This is a genomic window from Pseudomonas sp. SbOxS1, from assembly GCF_013416725.1.
GTDB lineage: Bacteria > Pseudomonadota > Gammaproteobacteria > Pseudomonadales > Pseudomonadaceae > Aquipseudomonas.
This window is the reverse complement of record NZ_JAAVXC010000045.1, coordinates 18095-35627: the sequence shown is the minus strand read 5'-3', so window position 1 is coordinate 35627 and position 17533 is coordinate 18095. Positions and strand designations below refer to the sequence as shown.

Sequence of the window (17533 nt, the reverse complement as noted above, 5' to 3'; positions counted from 1 at the left end):
CATGACATACGACTACATCATCGCTGGCGCTGGCGCCGCAGGTTGCGTTCTGGCCAACCGCCTCTCGGCTTCCGGAAAATACACCGTGCTGTTGCTGGAAGCGGGCGGAAAAGACAGTTCCCTGTGGTTCAAGATTCCGGTCGGCTTCGCCAAAATGTATTACAACCCGACCTTCAACTGGATGTACTACAGCCAGCCGCAGAAGCAGCTGGGCAACCGTGAAATCTACGCCCCGCGCGGCAAGGTGCAAGGCGGCTCGGGCTCGATCAATGCGATGATCTACGTGCGCGGCCAGGCTCATGATTTCGACGACTGGGCGGCCAACGGCAACGATGGCTGGGGATTCAAGGATGTGCTGCCGTACTTCCGCAAACTGGAAAGCCATCCGCTGGGCGACAGCGAATACCATGGCGCAAGCGGACCGATCAGCATCACGCCGATGAAGGGCCAGACCCATCCCATCTGCGATGTGTTCCTCAAGGGCTGCGATGAGCTTGGCTACCCGCACAGCGACGATTTCAACGGGCCGAAATTCGAAGGTGCGGGGATCTACGACGTCAACACTCGCGACGGCCAGCGTTGTTCCAGCAGCTTCGCGCACCTGCACCCGGCGTTGACCCGACCGAACCTGACCGTCGAGCATTACGCACTGGTCGACCGTGTGCTGTTCGATGCACAGCAGCGGGCAACGGGAATCTCCATTACCCAGCACGGTGTGGTACGAACCTTCACCGCGAACAAGGAAGTGATCCTCTGTGCCGGTGCCGTGGACACCCCGAAGATTTTGCAGCTGTCCGGCGTCGCCGATCAGGCACTGCTGGCCAGGCACGACATTCCGCTGGTCAAGCACCTGCCGGCCGTGGGGCAGAACCTGCAAGACCACTTGTGCGCCAGTTATTACTACAAAGCCAACATTGCGACGCTCAACGATCAACTGAGCTCGTTGTTTGGCCAGTTCAAGCTCGGTCTGAAGTACCTGTTCACTCGCAAGGGCGCCCTGGCGATGAGCGTCAACCAGGCCGGTGGTTTCTTCCGTGGTAACGAGCAGCAGGCCAACCCGAACCTGCAGTTGTACTTCAACCCGCTGTCGTACCAGATCCCGAAAAACAACAAGGCCAGCCTCAAGCCCGAGCCGTACTCAGGCTTCCTGTTGTGCTTCAATCCTTGCAGGCCCACCAGTCGCGGGCACATCGAGATCGCTTCGAAAAACCCACGGGACGCGGCGCGGATCGACCCTAACTACCTGAGCACGCAAAAGGACATCGACGAGGTGATCCAGGGCAGTCGGCTGATGCGCAAAATCATGCAGGCGCCCGCGCTCAAAGCCATCACCGTGGAGGAAGTGCTGCCGGGACCGGCCATCGACACCGACGAGCAGATGCTGCAGTACTTCCGTGAAAACAGCGGTTCGATCTACCACCTGTGCGGTTCCTGTGCCATGGGTGCAGACGAGCAGAACTCGGTGGTGGACAAACGCCTGAAGGTGCATGGCATAGCGGGGCTGCGCATCGTCGACGCATCGATTTTTCCCAATGTGACCTCGGGCAATACCCACGCGGCGGTGCTGATGGTGGCAGAGAAGGGGGCAGACCTGATTTTGCAAGACGCCTGATTTCGTCGGCTTGTGGTATCAAAAATGAATTTCCGCAGATACCGTTGCTCATACCTGTAGGTAGCGGATTCTGAGCCCGCGAAATCATTGATGCGATCAGGGAGCGGCAAGGTCATGAGTCGAGAATCGACGGCGGGCGGACACCTTCATGGCGGGTTGATTCTGGTGGTTGAAGACGACCCGCTGATCCTGGAGTTTCTCTGCGAAATTCTTCAGGACGAAGGTTATGTCGTGCAACCGCAGACCAGTGCCGACGCAGCATCGGAGTATTTGCAGGAGCATGCGCCCGAAGTCGGGATGTTGCTGACGGACATCACCATGCCGGGCACGCTCAACGGTGCGGACCTGGCCAATGTGTTCGGTGATCGCTGGCCGGACAAGCCGATCATGATCATGTCCGGCTTCGAAACCCCTGAAAGCTCTGGCGTGCGGCACGATGTCTCGTTCATCAAGAAACCCTGGGCGCTGGGGCAGTTGCTTGATTGCGTGGATGGCGCGCTGAAGTCACGCCGTACCCTGTAGGTTCCTGTACATTTGTCGGGACTTACCGCCAGATCCTCGAAATAGGAAGGACCCTTTGTCTGCTCCCGAATCCGTCTTGAACGTCCCTTACCGCGCCTTCCTGTTCGACATGGACGGCACCATCCTCACTTCTATTGCCGCCGCCGAACGCGTCTGGGCCACCTGGGCCGTGCGTCACGGTGTCGATGTCGAGACCTTCCTGCCGACCATTCACGGCGCTCGCGCCATCGACACCATCAACCGCCTGGCTTTGCCCGGGGTCGATGCCGAAGTCGAGGCGGCGTGGATCACCGAAGCCGAAATCGAGGATGTCGATGGCGTGGAAGAGGTGGCCGGCGCGGCACGCTTTCTCAAGTCCTTGCCGGCTCATCAATGGGCGATCGTGACCTCTGCACCGCGGGCGCTTGCGTTGCGGCGGATGGCTGCCGCGGGGATTCCCGAGCCGGATGTGATGGTCACCGCCGAAGACGTCAGCGCTGGCAAACCCGACCCGGCCGGTTATCAATTGGCTGCGCGGCGGCTGGGTGTCGAGATAGCGGATTGCCTGGTTTTCGAAGATGCGACGGTCGGCATTCTTGCGGCCGAGGCGGCGGGGGCGGACTTGCTGATCGTCACGGCGACGCATGAGCAGCCGATTGCGACGGCGCATGCCACGTTGGCAAAGTATGACGAAGTGGTGGCAAGTTTGGATGCCGACGGAATGATTCGACTTCACTCAATCTAATGTGGGAGCGAGCCTGCTCGCGAATGCGGCGTGTCAGTCATCATCCATGTCGGCTGGAAATCAGCATTCGCGAGCAGGCTCGCTCCCACATTGGGGGCTATGTGTCTCAGTAAATTTTGGGAATCAACCGCCAGCTCCGGGCGCAATAAGCTTCGTATTCACCCCCGAATTGCGCCCGTAGCAGCGCTTCCTCGGCATGAATGCGCGCGATCAGCGGTATCACCGTCAGCGCGGCCAGCAGCAGCCCGACCCCCGAACGAAAGGCCAGCGCCCAACCCACGGCAATCACCAACATCCCCAGGTAACTGGGGTTGCGCAAGCGGCGATAGATCCCCTCGGTCACCAGGCGATGGCCCGGCTGAATCGCGACCAGCCCACTGAAGCGTTTGCCGAGCACGAACACCGGCCACATCCGCAGCACGCCACCGATGATAAAGAGCAGCGCCCCGAGCCAACGCACGCCTTCGCCACCGAAGGTCCAGACGTCGATCCGGTCGGTGTAGGCCGGCAAAAAACCACTCAGCAAACCGATCACCCCGAACGTGGGCAGCACCCAGCGATTGGCCCGATCCTCACGTTCGCCGGAACTCAGGTTGACCTCGGTAAACAGCGAAACGATGGCCATGGCCAGCGTTGCCAGCACAACGACCACCAAGGCAGCATGGGAAAAAAACGCCGCGAAGCCGCCCAGCCCCCAGATCGCCAGCCAGAGGTAAGCGAGGGTCGAAACGATGGCAAAAAACGCCAGTTTTGCGGAGATTTTCATAGTTTCAGTGTAGCGCCGATCGTTCCCATACTCTGCGTGGAAATGAAGCCCGTGACGCGCCGCGTCACTGGACGCGGAGCGTCCCTTGAGGCATTCCTTTGCTGCGCGTGGGAACGATCAATGTGCGGCTGATCGCGCATTGCGCCGGATCACCTGCGGCGGCTGCCCGAACACGCGAAGGAAGGTTTCGCGCATGCGCCGAGGATCAACAAAGCCGGTTTCCAAGGCAATCTGCTCGAGCGTCAGGCGCCCCCGTTCGAGCATCTGCCGTGCTGCCTCCAGGCGCAGGTTTTCGATGGCTTTGGCGGGCGACTGACCGGTTTCGGTACGGAACGCACGGCTGAACTGCCGCGGGCTGAGGCGTGCCACTTGCGCCAGTTGTTCCACCGACAGCGTTTGGGCGAGGTGTTCCCTGGCGTAGGCGAGGACGGTCTGGATGCGGTCCGATTTCGGCGCCAGTTCCAGCAGCGCCGAGTGCTGTGACTGGCCGCCGGCACGGCGGTGGTACATCACCAGTTTCTGCGCCACAGAGCGCGCGAGATCGGCGCCGTGATCCTTTTCGACCATGGCCAGCGCCAGGTCGATGCCGGCGGTCATGCCGGCGGAGGTCCAGATCGAGCCGTCGATCACGTAGATGCGGTCGGGTTCTACCGTGATCGATGGAAAGCGTTCTTGCAGTTGCTGTGCATAGGCCCAGTGCGTGGTTGCCCGTCGGCCCTCGAGCAATCCGGCCTGGGCCATGACAAAGGCTCCGGAGCAAATCGACGCGGTGCGGCGCGCGGTCCTGGCGCTGGCTCGCACGTAGTCGAGTACGCCCTCGGGCGCCTGTTCGAGGATGGTGTCGCCACCCACCACGATCACCGTATCGAACACCCGCTCGTCGAACGCCTCGGTGCCGACATTCAGGCCGCCGGAAGCGCGCAAGGTGCGGCCGTCTTCAGACAGTAAACGCACGTCATACAGCGCTTGCCCGGCACTGAAATTGGCGTACTCGAACACTGGCATGGCCGCCAGCGCCATGGACTGGAAACCCTCGAAAACTACAAACGCCACGCTGATCATCGCCGCGTCCTCAACCTGATGTCCGAAAAACGTAGTTTAAACGTCATTTGCGACGGGCACGAGTCCATTTATAACGGCTCATGGCTGGCGACTGTCTCGCCTCACATTGAAGGAAATTGAACATGGCTCTCTCCTCCAAAGGCACTGCACTGATCACTGGCGCCTCTTCCGGTATCGGCGCGGTCTATGCCGACCGTCTCGCCCGGCAGGGTTACGACCTGATTCTGGTCGCGCGCAGTCAAGCAAAACTCAACGCGCTGGCCAATCGCCTGAGCGACCAGACCGGCCGCACTGTGGAAGTGGTCGCTGCGGATCTTAAAGACAAGGCCGATTTGCTGCGGGTGGAACAGATTCTGCGTAATGACGCGAGCATCACCTTATTGGTCAACAACGCTGGCGTCGGCGCGGTAATGCCATTGCTCGGCAGCCCCGTGGATGACATGGAAGACATGATCACCCTCAACATCACCGCGCTAACCCGCCTGGCCTACGCAGTGGTACCGGGCTTCGTCGCGCGCGGTGCCGGGACCGTGATCAACATTTCGTCGATCGTCGCCATCGCCCCGGAAATCCTCAACGGTGTGTATGGCGGGACCAAGGCCTTTGTCCTGGGCCTGAGCCAATCGATGCAGCGCGAACTGGCGGATAAGGGCATTCGTATCCAGGCGGTACTGCCGGGCGCGACCGCCACGGACTTCTGGAGCGAGGCCGGCAACCCGGTGGAGAATTTGCCGCAGGAGATCGTCATGTCTGCCGAAGACATGGTCGATGCCGCTCTGGTGGGGTTGGAAAGGGGGGAAGTGGTGACGATTCCGGGATTGCACGACGGTGAGCAGTGGGATCGATACGAAGCCCAGCGCCAGGTGCTGTCCGGGTTGTTTGGCAGTTCAGAATCGGCGCCGCGTTATCGTTAAACGAAAATAAAGCGCGAACCTGTAGGAGCCCGGCTTGCCGGCGAAGAACGATGACACGGTCTTACAGGCAGACCGCGTTATCGTTCTTCGCCGGCAAGCCGGGCTCCTACAGGTTCAGGACTCACGTCGTTGCGATCTATTGACCCGCCGGAACGCCTTCCTGGACGAGGATGGCGCGAGCCAGCTGTTCGTCGCTGGCGCTGCTGAGGTCAGGGTGTTCCTGACGGACACGCTGCAATACCTGCTCCAGATAAACGCCACGAATCGCACCGCCACTGGCTACGAAGCTGGAGGCGTCATCCCGGGCGGGAATCATCAGTTTGTCATCCTTGAACGTGGAATACAGCGAGGCGGAAACCCCGGCCGAGGTGGCGACATCGCCTGCATCGACATCGGCCATCGCGGAGCCCACGGGTAAACACAGTGCAAGGGAAGAAATGATAATCAGACGGCGCATGACGGTGTCCTCTGAAGACATGACGCAAAAAGGAAGTCTCTCACCTCTAGGATGCATGGCGGTCGTCAGGAGTTCCCTTGTCGTTGTTTTCAGCCCGGTATTCAGCGCGAAAACCGGTTGCGATAATCCCGTGGCGAAACCCCGAGGTTGCGCTGGAAGGTCAGGCGCATGCGCTCCTCATCGCCAAAGCCGCACAATCGGGAAATCTGGTCGATGTTGCGCTCTGAATCTTCCAGCAGGCGTCGCGCGGCTTCCACGCGCAGCACTTCCACGGCCTTGGCCGGCGTGCGGCCGGTCTTGAGTTTGTAGACCCGGGCAAAGTTGCGCGGGCTCATTTGGACTTGTTGTGCAAGTGTCTCGACGGTGAGGTTGGCACCGGACAGGTTCTGCGTGATCCACAGGTGCAGGTCGTCGAAGGCCGCACCTTCGCTGGTTTGCGACTGCAGCAACTGGCTGTACTGGGCCTGGCCACCCGGGCGCTTGAGGAACACCACCATTTCCCGCGCCACCTGCAACGCCACTTCTCGCCCGCAATCTTCTTCGACCAGCGCCAGGGCCAGGTCGATACCGGCGCTGACACCCGCGGACGTCCAGACCGAATCCTGCTTGACGAAGATCGCATCGCTGTCGACTTCAATCGAGGGATAGTGCTCCTTGAGCATGTCGCACATCTTCCAGTGGGTAGCGGCGCGTCGGCCTTCCAGCAAGCCGGCCTCAGCCAGCAGGAAGGTACCGCTGCACACCGACGCGGTGCGTTTGACTTTGCCCGATGCCTGCGCGAGCCAAGCGACCAGGTCCAGCGAAAGGTTCATCGCGTCGAGAATCTTCGGCGCGCCGGGTGCTATCAAAGTGTCGATTGAGTGAACGTCGAAGTCGCTCAAGGGCGCCGTGTGAACGGCCAGGCCCTCTGCGGTGTGTATCAAGCCGCCAGCCAGGCTGGCGGTATGCAGCGTATAACCTGGCAAATTGAGCGCGTGCCTGTACCTGGAGGCAGCCCAGAACACGGTTTGCGCGCCGGTCAGGTCGAGCAGGCCCATTTCGGGGTAGGCAAGGAAGACGATCAAGCGTGGCTGGTCGGATGGTAACTGGTAGGTGTCGGGATTGCTGGCGATATCGTTCATAAGCTTCTGTGTTGACGCGTTGGAATAATGATAATTCGCAAACGGTATAAGCGTTATCGCAGTTGGTCGGCTGTCCGGATTTCAGGGTTTTATGTCACTCAGGCAGGAAAACTTCAAGTTCAACCACTCGTGAAAATCCAGAACAATTGTATTGTCCATGGCTGTCTGTTTCCGCACAAAAGGGCTGCGTACCTTGGTTTCACTGAAACCAGACACGGACCTCCTTCATGTTCAATCGATTGGCCCTGCCTTTTGCCCTGCTGCTCACCTTCAATGCCGCACACGCCGCCGATGGCGAAAACTGGTACCCGTCCAGGTTTGGCGCCCATGATGAAATCGGTGCGCTGAACCTGCTTGATGCCGACTCGGTACTGAACGCCGCCAAGCTGATCAAGACCGGCAAGACCTACCCCTTGGCCGTGCCCATCGATAAAAACCTGCCGGCGTTCCGGCATCGCAGTTTTCACCTGACCAACGTCCAGCCCGGCGAAGCCGGTGGCACCACCATGGGCCCGAACAAGTTCACCTTCAACGATGAGCTGGTGGTGGGCTGGACCGGGGTCGGCACCCAACTCAACGGCATCGGCCACATTGGCATCGACAACGTCTACTACAACGGCAACCGCGCGGCGGACTTCGTGACCGTGGAAGGCGTGCAAAAACTCGGCATCGAAAAAGTCCCGCCCATCGTCACCCGTGGCGTGGTGCTGGACATGACCGCCGTGTACGGCAGCGCCATCGTGCCGGAGACAACCGAGTTCACTGTCGCCGATATCCAGAAAGCCCTGAACCTGCAAGGCATCCGCATCGAGAAGGGCGATGTGGTGCTGTTCAATACCGGTTGGCTGGAGCTGCTGGGCAAGGACAACGAGAAATTCCTCGCCGTGGAGCCGGGCATCGGCATGGCAGCGGCCAAATGGCTGGCGGACAAACAGATCGTCGCGTTCGGCGGCGATACCTGGGCCTCGGAAATCTACCCCGGCACCGACGGCCAGGAGTTTCCGGTCAACCAGTTCATGCTGGCGAAAAACGGCATCTACAACCTTGAGCTGATCGACAGCCGTGCGCTGGTGCGGGACAAGGCCTGGACCTTCATGTTCGTGCTCGGGCAGCCGCTGTACAAGGGCTCGACCCAGGTCAACATCAACCCGGTGGCGATTCGCTGACAAACCCCTGTGGGAGCGAGCCTGCTCGCGATGGAGTGTCAGTCGACATCTATGTGGCTGATACACCATCGCGAGCAGGCTCGCTCCCACAAGGGGATGACAAACGCTCATCCCCCGGCCCGTTGTTGTCATTTGTTTGCCCATGACCCCGGCCCCTAGAGTGAAGCGTGCGTTTCTGGCGCATCCCTTTCATTCCAGTCATCGCCTGGCGACCCCAGGCGAGGGAGATTTTTGATGTCCGATATCTTGGGCCAGCAGTTCATCGACGGGCAGCGCAGCGCCCTGGGCCGCGAGACCCTGCACAGCGTCGACGCCAACACCGGTCATGCGCTGCCGTATGTTTTCCATCAGGCCACCGAGCAGGAAGTGGTGCTGGCGGTCGCGGCAGCAACGCGCGCGTTTGCGCCGTTTCGTCAACTGTCGCCGCTGCGCCGAGCCGAATTTCTCGACGCCATCGCCGAGGAAATCGATGGCCTGGGGGATGATTTCATCGCCCTGGTCTGCCAGGAAACCGCGTTGCCCGAGGGGCGGATTCGCGGTGAGCGCAGCCGCACCAGCGGCCAGCTGCGTCTGTTTGCCCAGGTGCTGCGCCGGGGTGATTTTCTCGCTGCACGGATCGACCGGGCAATGCCTGAGCGCACACCGTTGCCACGGCCGGATATTCGCCAGTACCGCATCGGCGTCGGTCCGGTCGCGGTGTTCGGTGCGAGCAATTTCCCCCTGGCCTTTTCCACCGCTGGCGGCGACACCGCCTCGGCCCTGGCCGCCGGTTGCCCGGTGGTGTTCAAGGCCCACAGCGGGCACATGGCGACGGCCGAGCGGGTGGCGGGCGCCATCGTTCGCGCGGCACAACGCACGGCCATGCCATCGGGTGTGTTCAACATGATCTACGGCGCGGGCGTGGGCCAGGCGCTGGTCATGGCCGATGGCATCAAGGCCGTGGGCTTCACCGGCTCGCTCAAGGGCGGTCGGGCCTTGGCCGACCTGGCCGCCGCGCGGGCGCAACCGATCCCGGTGTTCGCCGAGATGTCGAGCATCAACCCGGTGATCGTGCTGCCCGAAGCCCTGGGCCAGCGTGGCCAGAAGATCGCCGAGGAACTGACGGCCTCGGTCAACCTCGGCTGCGGCCAGTTCTGCACCAGCCCCGGCTTGATCATCGGCCTGCGCTCGCCGCAGTTCAGCGAGTTCCTGCAGGCGTTCGCGCAGAACATGGGCAGCCAGCCGCCCCAGACCATGCTCAACGCAGGCGCGCTAAAGAGTTATCGCGCAGGCCTTGTGCACATCGCGGCGCACGACCTTGTCGATCATCTGGCCGGCCAGCCCCAGGGAAATTCCCAGGCGCAACCGCAGTTGTTCAAGGCCGATGTGCAGCTGTTGCTCGACGGCGATGCGCTGTTGCAGGAAGAGATTTTCGGCCCGGCCACGGTGGTGGTCGAGGTGGCTGACCAGCCCCAGTTGCGCGCGGTGCTCGACGGTTTGCACGGCCAACTGACCGCCACGTTGATCGCAGAACCGGCGGATCTGGATCGCTTCAGTGAACTGCTGCCGCTGCTGGAGGACAAGGTCGGGCGCTTGCTGCTCAACGGGTATCCCACTGGTGTCGAAGTCAGCGATGCGATGGTGCACGGCGGGCCTTATCCGGCGACGTCGGACGCGCGTGGCACCTCGGTTGGCAGCCTGGCCATCGATCGCTTCCTGCGTCCTGTGTGCTACCAGAACTATCCTGATGAGTACCTGCCGCCCGCGCTGCAAAACGCCAACCCGCTGGGCCTCGATCGACTGGTCGACGGCCAGTGGAGCCGGTTGCCCCTGAACTGACCCGCCGCCCACGTCGGCGCGGCTGGCGTGGGCCTTGATGGATTGCACATTGAATCGAGTACACACCGATATGGTTCCTTCCCTTGGCAGCATCGCTTCACGCTTGCGCCTCAAGCAACTGCGCTTGTTGATCGCGCTGGATGACCGCGGCTCCCTGCATAAGGCCGCCGAGCAGATTTCGATTTCCCAGTCCGGCGCCACCAAGGCCCTGCATGAGGTCGAGTCATTGCTCGGCATGCCCTTGTTCGAACGCCAGCCCAAGGGCCTGGTGGCCAATGAAATGGGGCGTTGCATGATTCGTTATGCGCGGCTGATCTACAGCGATGTGGAGCATCTGCGCGAAGAAATGCTCAGCATCATGCAGGGGCAGGGCGGACGGTTGTCGGTGGGGGTGATCATGGGCGCAGTGCCGTTGCTGACCCGGGCCCTGACCGAGTTGCGGCTCAAGCAACCGGAGCTGTCGGTGGAGCTGGTGGAAAACACCAGCGCGACTTTGCTCGGGCTGCTGGATCAGGGGCGCCTGGACCTGGCGATCTGTCGGACCAGTGTCGGCCAGCGCTCTGATGCCTATGACTGCATCGAGCTGAGCGAAGAGCCGTTGGCCGTGGTTGCCAGCAAGGATCATCCGCTGGCCAGTGCCGAGTCGCTGCAGCTGGCGCAATTGAGCGATTACCGCTGGGTGGTCTATCCCAAGGACATGCCGATGCGCCAGGCCCTGGAGCGCGAACTGAACGAGGCGGGACTGGAGATTCCGCGGTATCCGCTGGAAACCTCGTCGACCTTCGCCACCATTTTGCTGGTGCAACAGGACCCGACGTTGCTGGCAGTGATCCCGGTGGAAGTGGCCGAGTTCTGCGAACAACACGAGTTGCTGGTGAAGCTGCCGGTGTCCATGCGTGCGCTGATCGAGCCCTATGGCGTGATCAGCCGGGTCGGCGCCGATCTGTCTCCGGCGGCGACCCTGCTGATCAACGAATTGCAGCGAGATCTGCTTACTTGATGACGATCGGGTTCACCGGTGCTCCCGTACCGCCCACGATCTTCAGCGGTGCGGCGGTGTAGAGGAACTGCCACTGACCGTCTTCGGCGCAATCGCTGGCCAAGTCATCGAGCATCGCGACTTCGGTGAAGGTCACGCCAAGGTTGCGCATCAAGGCGTTGTGCAGCGGGATCAACACCCCTGTGGCCGGGTCGACCGCCACTTCGTTGGCCATGGTATCGGTCACCAGGTTGGGGATTTCCATCTGGTGAAACCACTCCACCAGTTCACGGCTGAAGGTCAGGCCCGGCTCGGCGAAATCCTTGTAGAACTCCTCCGGCTCACGTTCATAGAACGAACCGATCCAGCCGGTGCGGATGATCAGGATGTCGCGTTTGTGGATCTCGATACCCTGGGCTTTCGCAGCGGCCAGCAGGTCGAGGTGATTGAAGGTTTCGCCCTTGTCCAGCACCGCTTTGCCGCGATGGCGGGCCATGTCGATCAGCACCGCGCGCCCGACAATCCCGCGCTCGGCAATCGGCAGGATGCTGGCCTTGTCCATGCCACCGATGGTGCTCATGGCGTCGTAGCCGTTCCACAGTTTGTTGTCGTGCCAGACGTGGCCGAGGGCGTCGTATTGGGTCGAGCCTTGCAGGTGCATGAAAATCACGTCGTCGGCGTATTCGACGTGCCCGTCGAAGTGGGTCTTGCCGGCCAGGAAGTGGCCTTTGTCCAGCACGTTGACCCGCATCGACGGACGCCGGCCGGGCCACAGCGGTTCACCCTTGGGATGGCCGATCTGCACTTGCAGGGTGAAGGTCTTGCCCTGGCGCACGGCGGCGATACCGCGCAGGATCTCGGCGCTTTGCAGGTAATTCAGGGCGCCGACTTCATCGTCCGGTCCCCATTTGCCCCAGTTGGTGGGCAGGCCTTCGAGCAAGGCCTTGATGTCGGGAGAGCGGTCGGCGGCGGTGTTATTGGTGTTGTGGTCGCACATGGGATCTGTCCTTGTTCGAGCGGATTGCGCAGTCCCTGTAGGAGTGAGCCTGCTCGCGATGGCGGTGTCTCAGGCACATCAATGGTGTCTGACACACCGCCATCGCGAGCAGGCTCGCTCCTACAGGGGAGGTGGATTCAGGAACTATTTGATCGGCGAAAACTGCGCCGGCATCAGCAGCTTCGATTCCATCTTTTCCAGCATGGGGAAGGCGATCGGCACGAAGCCTTCGAGCCAGTCGGGGTCCTGGTACAGCGCGGCGCGTTTCTTGATGCGCTCGTCCAGGCTCTCGTAGGCCCAGATGTGAATCACCTGGTTCAACTCGCCGATTTCGGTGTACCACCAGCCCACCAGCGTGGCGTAGCGGGAGATCACCGGCAGGCCGTTTTCCTCGAAGTGCTTGAGGTAGGTTTGCATCTTGCCGATCTGCAGGGTGTAGGTGCGCATCTCGTAGAACATGGGGTTTCTCTCTCAGGAATGAATGCCGTGGAAGGCGTTGCCGATGATTCGCTCGACGTCGGCAGCACGGGTCAGGCGCGGGTTGACCAGCACGTTGCCGCTGCGCATCGAGTCGCTGACCATTTGCGGCATGTAGTCCAGGTCCACGCCCAGGTCCTTGATGTTGTCGGGAATGCCGATGGCCTTGTTCAGCGCCATCACGTGCTCCACCACCTTGTGCCCGGCACGGGCGGGGCTCAGGCCGCTGACGTCCTCACCCATGGCCAGGGCGATGTCGCGGAACAGCTCCGGGCAGGCCGGCAGGTTGTATTCGATGACGTAGGGCAGCAGCGTGGCGTTGGCGATGCCGTGGGGGATGTTGAACACTCCACCGAAGGTGTGGGAGATCGCATGCACGTTGCCCAGTTTCGATTGGGCGAACGCGACCCCGGCGAGGAATGAACCGAGCAGCATTTGCTCCCGGGCGTACAGGTCAGAGCCACTGAAAAAGGCTTTTGGAAGGTGGGTGCAGATCATCTTGATCGCCTGCAGGGCCAAGGCCTGGCTGACCGGATTGGCCTGCTTCGATACGTAGGATTCGATGGCGTGGGTCAGGGCGTCCATGCCGGTAGCGGCAGTAATCGACGGCGGCAGCTTTAGGGTCAGTTCAGCGTCGAGAATCGCCAGTTTTGGAAACAGTGCCGGGCTGATGATCACGGTCTTGAACAGGGTTTTGGTGTTGGTGAATACCGTGGACGCCGTGCACTCGCTGCCGGTGCCCGAGGTGGTGGGAATGGCAAAGATCGGCAGGGGCGGGTGCAGCAGTTTGTCGTAGCCTTCATAGTCGAGGATGTTGCCCGGGTTGGTGGCCATGGCCGCGACACCCTTGGCGGTGTCGATGCTGCTGCCGCCACCCACGCCGATCACGGCGTCGCATTCGTGGTTTTTCAGGAAGGCCACGGCGCGCTCCAGCACATCCGTGGTGGGGTTGGGTTCGACGCCGGCGAACACCTCAAAGCCAATGTCACTCCCGGCCAGCGAGGCGAAAAAACTCTCCATCACCCCCGACGCCATCAAGCCTTCGTCGGTGACCACTAGCAGTTTTTTTCCAACATGGGGCTTGAGCAACGCGCCGGCCTGGCGCACCAGGCCGTTGCCGCTTTTCAGGGTCGTGGGGAAATAGAACTGGAACGGGTTCATAGGAGTCTCCGGTTTCTTATTGGGTCCAGAAACAGTAATGAGCACCGCCGCCTGTCGATAATGAAAAGACCTGATCCAGCGATCACCCTTTGTCATCCCCCGAGTGGCGGGTACGCGGTGGTAACGTGAGCGCTTTGAACAGTCGGGAGCATCGTCATGGATTTGGGTATTTCGGGGCGCTGGGCCATTGTCTGCGCCGCCAGCAAGGGCTTGGGCCTGGCCTGTGCGCGGGCCTTGGCGAAGGAGGGCGTGAACCTGGTGATCAACGCCCGTGGCGACGAAACGTTGCAGGCGGCGGCCATTGAACTGCGCTCTTTGGCGCCGAACATTGCAGTGCGAACCGTAGCCGGGGACATCAGCACATCTGAGGTGCAGGCACAGGTGCTGGCGGCGTGTCCGCAGGTGGATATCCTGGTCAACAACGCCGGCGGGCCGCCACCGGGGGATTTTCGCGACTGGCAGCGCGAAGACTGGCTCAAGGCGCTGGATGCCAACATGCTCACGCCCATCGAGCTGATCAAGGCCTGTGTCGACGGCATGGCCGAGCGTGGTTTCGGGCGCATCGTCAACATCACCTCAGGCGCCGTGAAGGCACCGATCGATGTGTTGGGCTTGTCCAACGGCGCCCGCAGTGGCTTGACCGGTTTCATCGCCGGGCTGGCACGCCAGGCCCGCTTGGCCGGCAACAACGTCACCGTCAACAACCTGCTGCCGGGACCGTTCGAGACCGAACGCTTGCACAAGACCCTCAATGCCGCCGCCGAGGCCAAGGGCACCAGCGTCGAAAGCATCGCCGAGCAACGACGTAAAAACGTCCCGGCCCAGCGCTTCGGCCAGCCCGATGAATTCGGTGCTTATTGCGCGTTCATTTGCAGCGCCCAAGCCGGTTTTCTCACCGGGCAGAACCTGTTGCTCGATGGTGGTAGTTACCCAGGTACGTTCTGATCGCAGGGGGGATGACCGTTGGTGATCCCCCAATCAGATCCCATCATTATTCAGCACTCGGGGGCGTGATTAGAGTGGGGCCGCTTGCCTGATGCCAGTCAGTCAAAAAGCTGAACCTGTAGGAGCGAGCCTGCTCGCGATAGCGGTAGGTCAGTCACATAGATGTTGAATGTGCTGCCGCCATCGCGAGCAGGCTCGCTCCTACAGTGGATTGTGGATTTCAAACCTTAACTGACAGGCATTGGGCTGCTCGTATCCACAACAATAAGAGCGCCCCACATGAACAATCCGAGTGCCGAAAGCCTGGCGTTGCCAGCCGCAAACGCAACGATGCGCGCCACCAACGTGCGCTGGCGAATTTTCCTCATCATGTTGTTGCTGACCGCGATCAACTACATCGACCGCGCTTCGCTGTCGGTGGCGTTGCCGCTGATTTCCAGCGAGTTCCAGATCCCGCCGGCCCTCGAGGGCCTGATGCTCAGCGCGTTTTTCTGGTCCTACGCCTTGATGCAGATCCCCGGCGGGATGTTGCTGGACCGCTTCCACACCCGCCGTGTCATCGTCGTCGCGACGGTGGCCTGGGGGGCGTTCCAGGCCCTGGCGGCCGGGGCGCATAACTGGATCACCCTGTTGCTCACCCGCATGGGCCTGGGCATCGCCGAGTCGCCGATCATGCCCGCCGGCGCCAAGCTCAACGGCGCCTGGCTGACGCCCAATGAACGCGGGCGCGGCGCGGTACTGGTCGACGGCGGTGCGCCGCTGGGCAGTGCCTTCGGTGCGATCATCATTGCCGGGCTGATCGGCTGGTTTGACTCCTGGCGCATCGCCTTCGTGATCGCCGGGGTCGGCACCATGCTCGCCGGTGTGCTGGCCTGGAAGTACATCCGCAACCACCCCAGCGAACACCCCGGCGTCAATGCCGCGGAACTGGCGCACATCACCGAGGGCAACGCCACGGTCAGCCAGCCCGGCGCGGTCACCAGCATTGCGTTCAAGGAACTGCTCAAGGACCGTTCGGTGCTGGCGATGTTCGCCGGTTACTGCTGCATCCTCAGCGTGTTCTACGGCCTGCTGACCTGGATGCCGAGCTACCTGCACCAGACCCACGGCCTGAACATTTCCGGCATGGGCGGCGCGACGTTCCTGATCTTCATGTGCGGCTTCGTCGGCGAACTGGTCGGCGGCTACCTGGGGGATAAATGGAAATCCAGCGGCGCCTCGCCCAACCTGGTGATGCGCAGCATGTTCAGCGGTTCGGCGCTGGTCGCGGCACTCTGCATGCTGGGAACGGCTTACGCCTCCGAGGCCAGCCAGGCGATCGGCCTGCTGTGCGTGGCGATGTTTTTCATTCGCTGGTGCGGCATGTACTGGTGCATTCCGTCGATCCTCGGCGGCACGTCGAAGACCGGTGTGCTGGCCGGCACCATGAACTTCTGCGGCAACATGGCCGGGGTGATCGTGCCGATCCTGATCGGCTTGATCGTGCAGTTCACCGGCTCGTATTTCCTGGTGCTGATCTTCTTCGTGGTCATGGCCATGCTGCTGGCGATATTCTCCAGCCTGATCGATTACCGGGAGCGAGGGCTGGTGTGATGAGCGTTGATGTCGACTGCGTGGTGGTCGGGGCCGGTGTGGTCGGGCTGGCAGTGGCCAGGGCCATGGCCATGGGCGGGCGCGAAGTGATCCTGGTCGAGGCCGGCGAAGGGATTGGGGTGGGCGTCAGCTCGCGCAATTCCGAGGTGATCCACGCCGGTATCTATTATCCGAGCGGAAGTCTCAAGGCGCAGTTGTGCGTGGAGGGCAAGCAACGCCTTTACGCTTTCTGCGACGAGCGCGGCGTCAATTATCAAAGGCTGGGCAAGTTGATCGTCGCCACCGACGATGCGCAGCGTGTGGCGTTGCAGGGTTTGCTGGAGCAGGGCCGGCGCAATGGCGTCGATGACCTGCAATGGCTGGAGGCCGGTCAGGCGCGGGGGCTGGAACCTGAGTTGTCCTGTGTTGCCGCGCTGTGGTCGGCGTCCACCGGCATCGTCGACTCCCATGGCCTGATGCTGGCGCTGCAGGCCGATGCCGAGGCCTGGGGCGCGTCGCTGGCCTTGCATACGCCGTTGTTGTCGGCCCGTTGCAGCGAACAGGGTTTCGAGTTGCACATGGGCGGTGTCGAGCCCATGACCTTGAGCTGCCGCGAGCTGATCAACTGTGCGGGATTGTCCGCGCCGGAAGTGGCGAGCCGCATCGCCGGCCTGCCAGGGCAATACGTTCCCAAGGCGCGATTGTGCAAGGGCAGCTATTTCAGCTTCAGCGGCCGCGCGCCGTTCCGCCACCTGGTGTACCCGGCGCCGGAAAGCGCCGGGCTGGGCGTGCACATGACCCTCGACCTCGGTGGCCAAGCGCGTTTCGGGCCGGATGTGGAATGGGTCGACAGGGTTGACTACCGGGTGGATCCAGCCCGGGCCGACGGCTTTTACGCAGCCATCCGGCGCTACTGGCCGGGCTTGCCGAATGACAGCCTGCAACCGGCCTACAGCGGCATTCGCCCGAAAATCAGCGGCCCGAACGAGCCGGCCGCGGACTTTCGCATCAGCGGTCCGGCCGAGCATGGGGTGCCGGGGCTGGTCAATCTGTTCGGCATCGAATCGCCGGGCCTGACCAGTTGCCTGGCGTTGGCCGAGCGTGTGACGGGTGCGCTGGATAGGTAACGGCCGAGCAAGATTTTGTGGTGAGGGGATTTATCCCCGTTCGGCTGCGAAGCAGTCGTGATTCCTGCAAATCCAACGGGGATAAATCCCCTCGCCACAAGTGCAGGGGAGGG

General features: G+C 61.8%; 17 protein-coding genes. 10 read left to right on the top strand and 7 right to left on the bottom strand.

Features of this window, described 5'->3' with window-relative positions; translation table 11 throughout:
- Position 1 precedes the first annotated feature (1 nt).
- The 3 genes from HFK74_RS29170 to HFK74_RS29160 all read left to right on the top strand — a co-directional run bounded on the left by HFK74_RS29170 (position 2) and on the right by HFK74_RS29160 (position 2858).
- Positions 2–1612 (top strand): GMC family oxidoreductase, encoded by a 1611-nt coding sequence (locus HFK74_RS29170; RefSeq protein ID WP_180206543.1) that lies wholly within the window; start codon positions 2–4, stop codon positions 1610–1612.
- A 114-nt stretch (positions 1613–1726) separates the two neighbouring features.
- Positions 1727–2134 carry a response regulator gene (locus HFK74_RS29165; RefSeq protein ID WP_180206542.1) on the top strand — a complete coding sequence of 136 codons (408 nt, stop codon included), beginning with the start codon at positions 1727–1729 and terminating at the stop codon, positions 2132–2134.
- Positions 2135–2189: 55 nt separating this feature from the next.
- Entirely contained in the window at positions 2190–2858 is a 669-nt protein-coding gene (locus tag HFK74_RS29160) for an HAD-IA family hydrolase (protein WP_180206541.1), read from the top strand.
- A gap of 106 nt (positions 2859–2964) precedes the next feature.
- Here HFK74_RS29160 and HFK74_RS29155 read toward each other — a convergent pair whose 3' ends face one another.
- Entirely contained in the window at positions 2965–3624 is a 660-nt protein-coding gene (locus HFK74_RS29155) for an isoprenylcysteine carboxylmethyltransferase family protein (protein ID WP_180206540.1), read from the bottom strand.
- 117 nt (positions 3625–3741) lie between these two features.
- Entirely contained in the window at positions 3742–4686 is a 945-nt protein-coding gene (locus HFK74_RS29150; RefSeq protein ID WP_180206539.1) for a GlxA family transcriptional regulator, read from the bottom strand.
- Between the two features lie 122 nt (positions 4687–4808).
- Here HFK74_RS29150 and HFK74_RS29145 point away from each other — a divergent pair, with 122 nt between their 5' ends.
- Positions 4809–5600: an SDR family oxidoreductase gene (locus tag HFK74_RS29145; protein ID WP_180206538.1), complete on the top strand. Its 792-nt coding sequence runs from the start codon at positions 4809–4811 to the stop codon at positions 5598–5600.
- 136 nt (positions 5601–5736) lie between these two features.
- Here HFK74_RS29145 and HFK74_RS29140 read toward each other — a convergent pair whose 3' ends face one another.
- Both HFK74_RS29140 and HFK74_RS29135 read right to left on the bottom strand, forming a co-directional pair.
- Positions 5737–6057 (bottom strand): DUF2388 domain-containing protein, encoded by a 321-nt coding sequence (locus HFK74_RS29140; RefSeq protein WP_180206537.1) that lies wholly within the window; start codon positions 6055–6057, stop codon positions 5737–5739.
- Between the two features lie 101 nt (positions 6058–6158).
- Positions 6159–7178 (bottom strand): GlxA family transcriptional regulator, encoded by a 1020-nt coding sequence (locus tag HFK74_RS29135; protein ID WP_180206536.1) that lies wholly within the window; start codon positions 7176–7178, stop codon positions 6159–6161.
- A gap of 227 nt (positions 7179–7405) precedes the next feature.
- On the opposite strand from HFK74_RS29135, the gene HFK74_RS29130 reads away from it, so the two are divergent.
- From HFK74_RS29130 to HFK74_RS29120, 3 genes are all read left to right on the top strand, one after another.
- Positions 7406–8344, top strand: a complete 939-nt coding sequence (locus tag HFK74_RS29130) for a cyclase family protein (RefSeq protein ID WP_180206535.1) — start codon at positions 7406–7408, stop codon at positions 8342–8344.
- Positions 8345–8578: 234 nt separating this feature from the next.
- Positions 8579–10162 carry an aldehyde dehydrogenase (NADP(+)) gene (locus HFK74_RS29125; RefSeq protein WP_180206534.1) on the top strand — a complete coding sequence of 528 codons (1584 nt, stop codon included), beginning with the start codon at positions 8579–8581 and terminating at the stop codon, positions 10160–10162.
- 70 nt (positions 10163–10232) lie between these two features.
- On the top strand, positions 10233–11162 hold the full coding sequence (locus tag HFK74_RS29120; protein WP_180206533.1) for a LysR family transcriptional regulator: 930 nt from the start codon (positions 10233–10235) through the stop codon (positions 11160–11162).
- Here HFK74_RS29120 and HFK74_RS29115 read toward each other — a convergent pair.
- The 3 genes from HFK74_RS29115 to HFK74_RS29105 all read right to left on the bottom strand — a co-directional run bounded on the left by HFK74_RS29115 (position 11155) and on the right by HFK74_RS29105 (position 13776).
- A complete protein-coding gene (locus HFK74_RS29115) occupies positions 11155–12138 on the bottom strand; it encodes a cyclase family protein (protein ID WP_180206532.1) in 984 nt (327 codons plus the stop codon). The genes HFK74_RS29120 and HFK74_RS29115 overlap by 8 nt on opposite strands.
- Before the next feature lie 144 nt (positions 12139–12282).
- Positions 12283–12597: an NIPSNAP family protein gene (locus tag HFK74_RS29110; RefSeq protein ID WP_008054497.1), complete on the bottom strand. Its 315-nt coding sequence runs from the start codon at positions 12595–12597 to the stop codon at positions 12283–12285.
- 12 nt (positions 12598–12609) lie between these two features.
- Entirely contained in the window at positions 12610–13776 is a 1167-nt protein-coding gene (locus HFK74_RS29105) for an iron-containing alcohol dehydrogenase (RefSeq protein ID WP_180206531.1), read from the bottom strand.
- Between the two features lie 156 nt (positions 13777–13932).
- Here HFK74_RS29105 and HFK74_RS29100 point away from each other — a divergent pair, with 156 nt between their 5' ends.
- The 3 genes from HFK74_RS29100 to HFK74_RS29090 all read left to right on the top strand — a co-directional run bounded on the left by HFK74_RS29100 (position 13933) and on the right by HFK74_RS29090 (position 17420).
- Positions 13933–14721: an SDR family oxidoreductase gene (locus HFK74_RS29100; protein ID WP_180206530.1), complete on the top strand. Its 789-nt coding sequence runs from the start codon at positions 13933–13935 to the stop codon at positions 14719–14721.
- 279 nt (positions 14722–15000) lie between these two features.
- Positions 15001–16314, top strand: a complete 1314-nt coding sequence (locus tag HFK74_RS29095; RefSeq protein ID WP_180206529.1) for an MFS transporter — start codon at positions 15001–15003, stop codon at positions 16312–16314.
- On the top strand, positions 16314–17420 hold the full coding sequence (locus HFK74_RS29090) for an NAD(P)/FAD-dependent oxidoreductase (RefSeq protein ID WP_180206528.1): 1107 nt from the start codon (positions 16314–16316) through the stop codon (positions 17418–17420). Before HFK74_RS29095 ends, HFK74_RS29090 begins: the two co-directional genes overlap by 1 nt.
- The last annotated feature ends 113 nt before the right edge of the window (positions 17421–17533 follow it).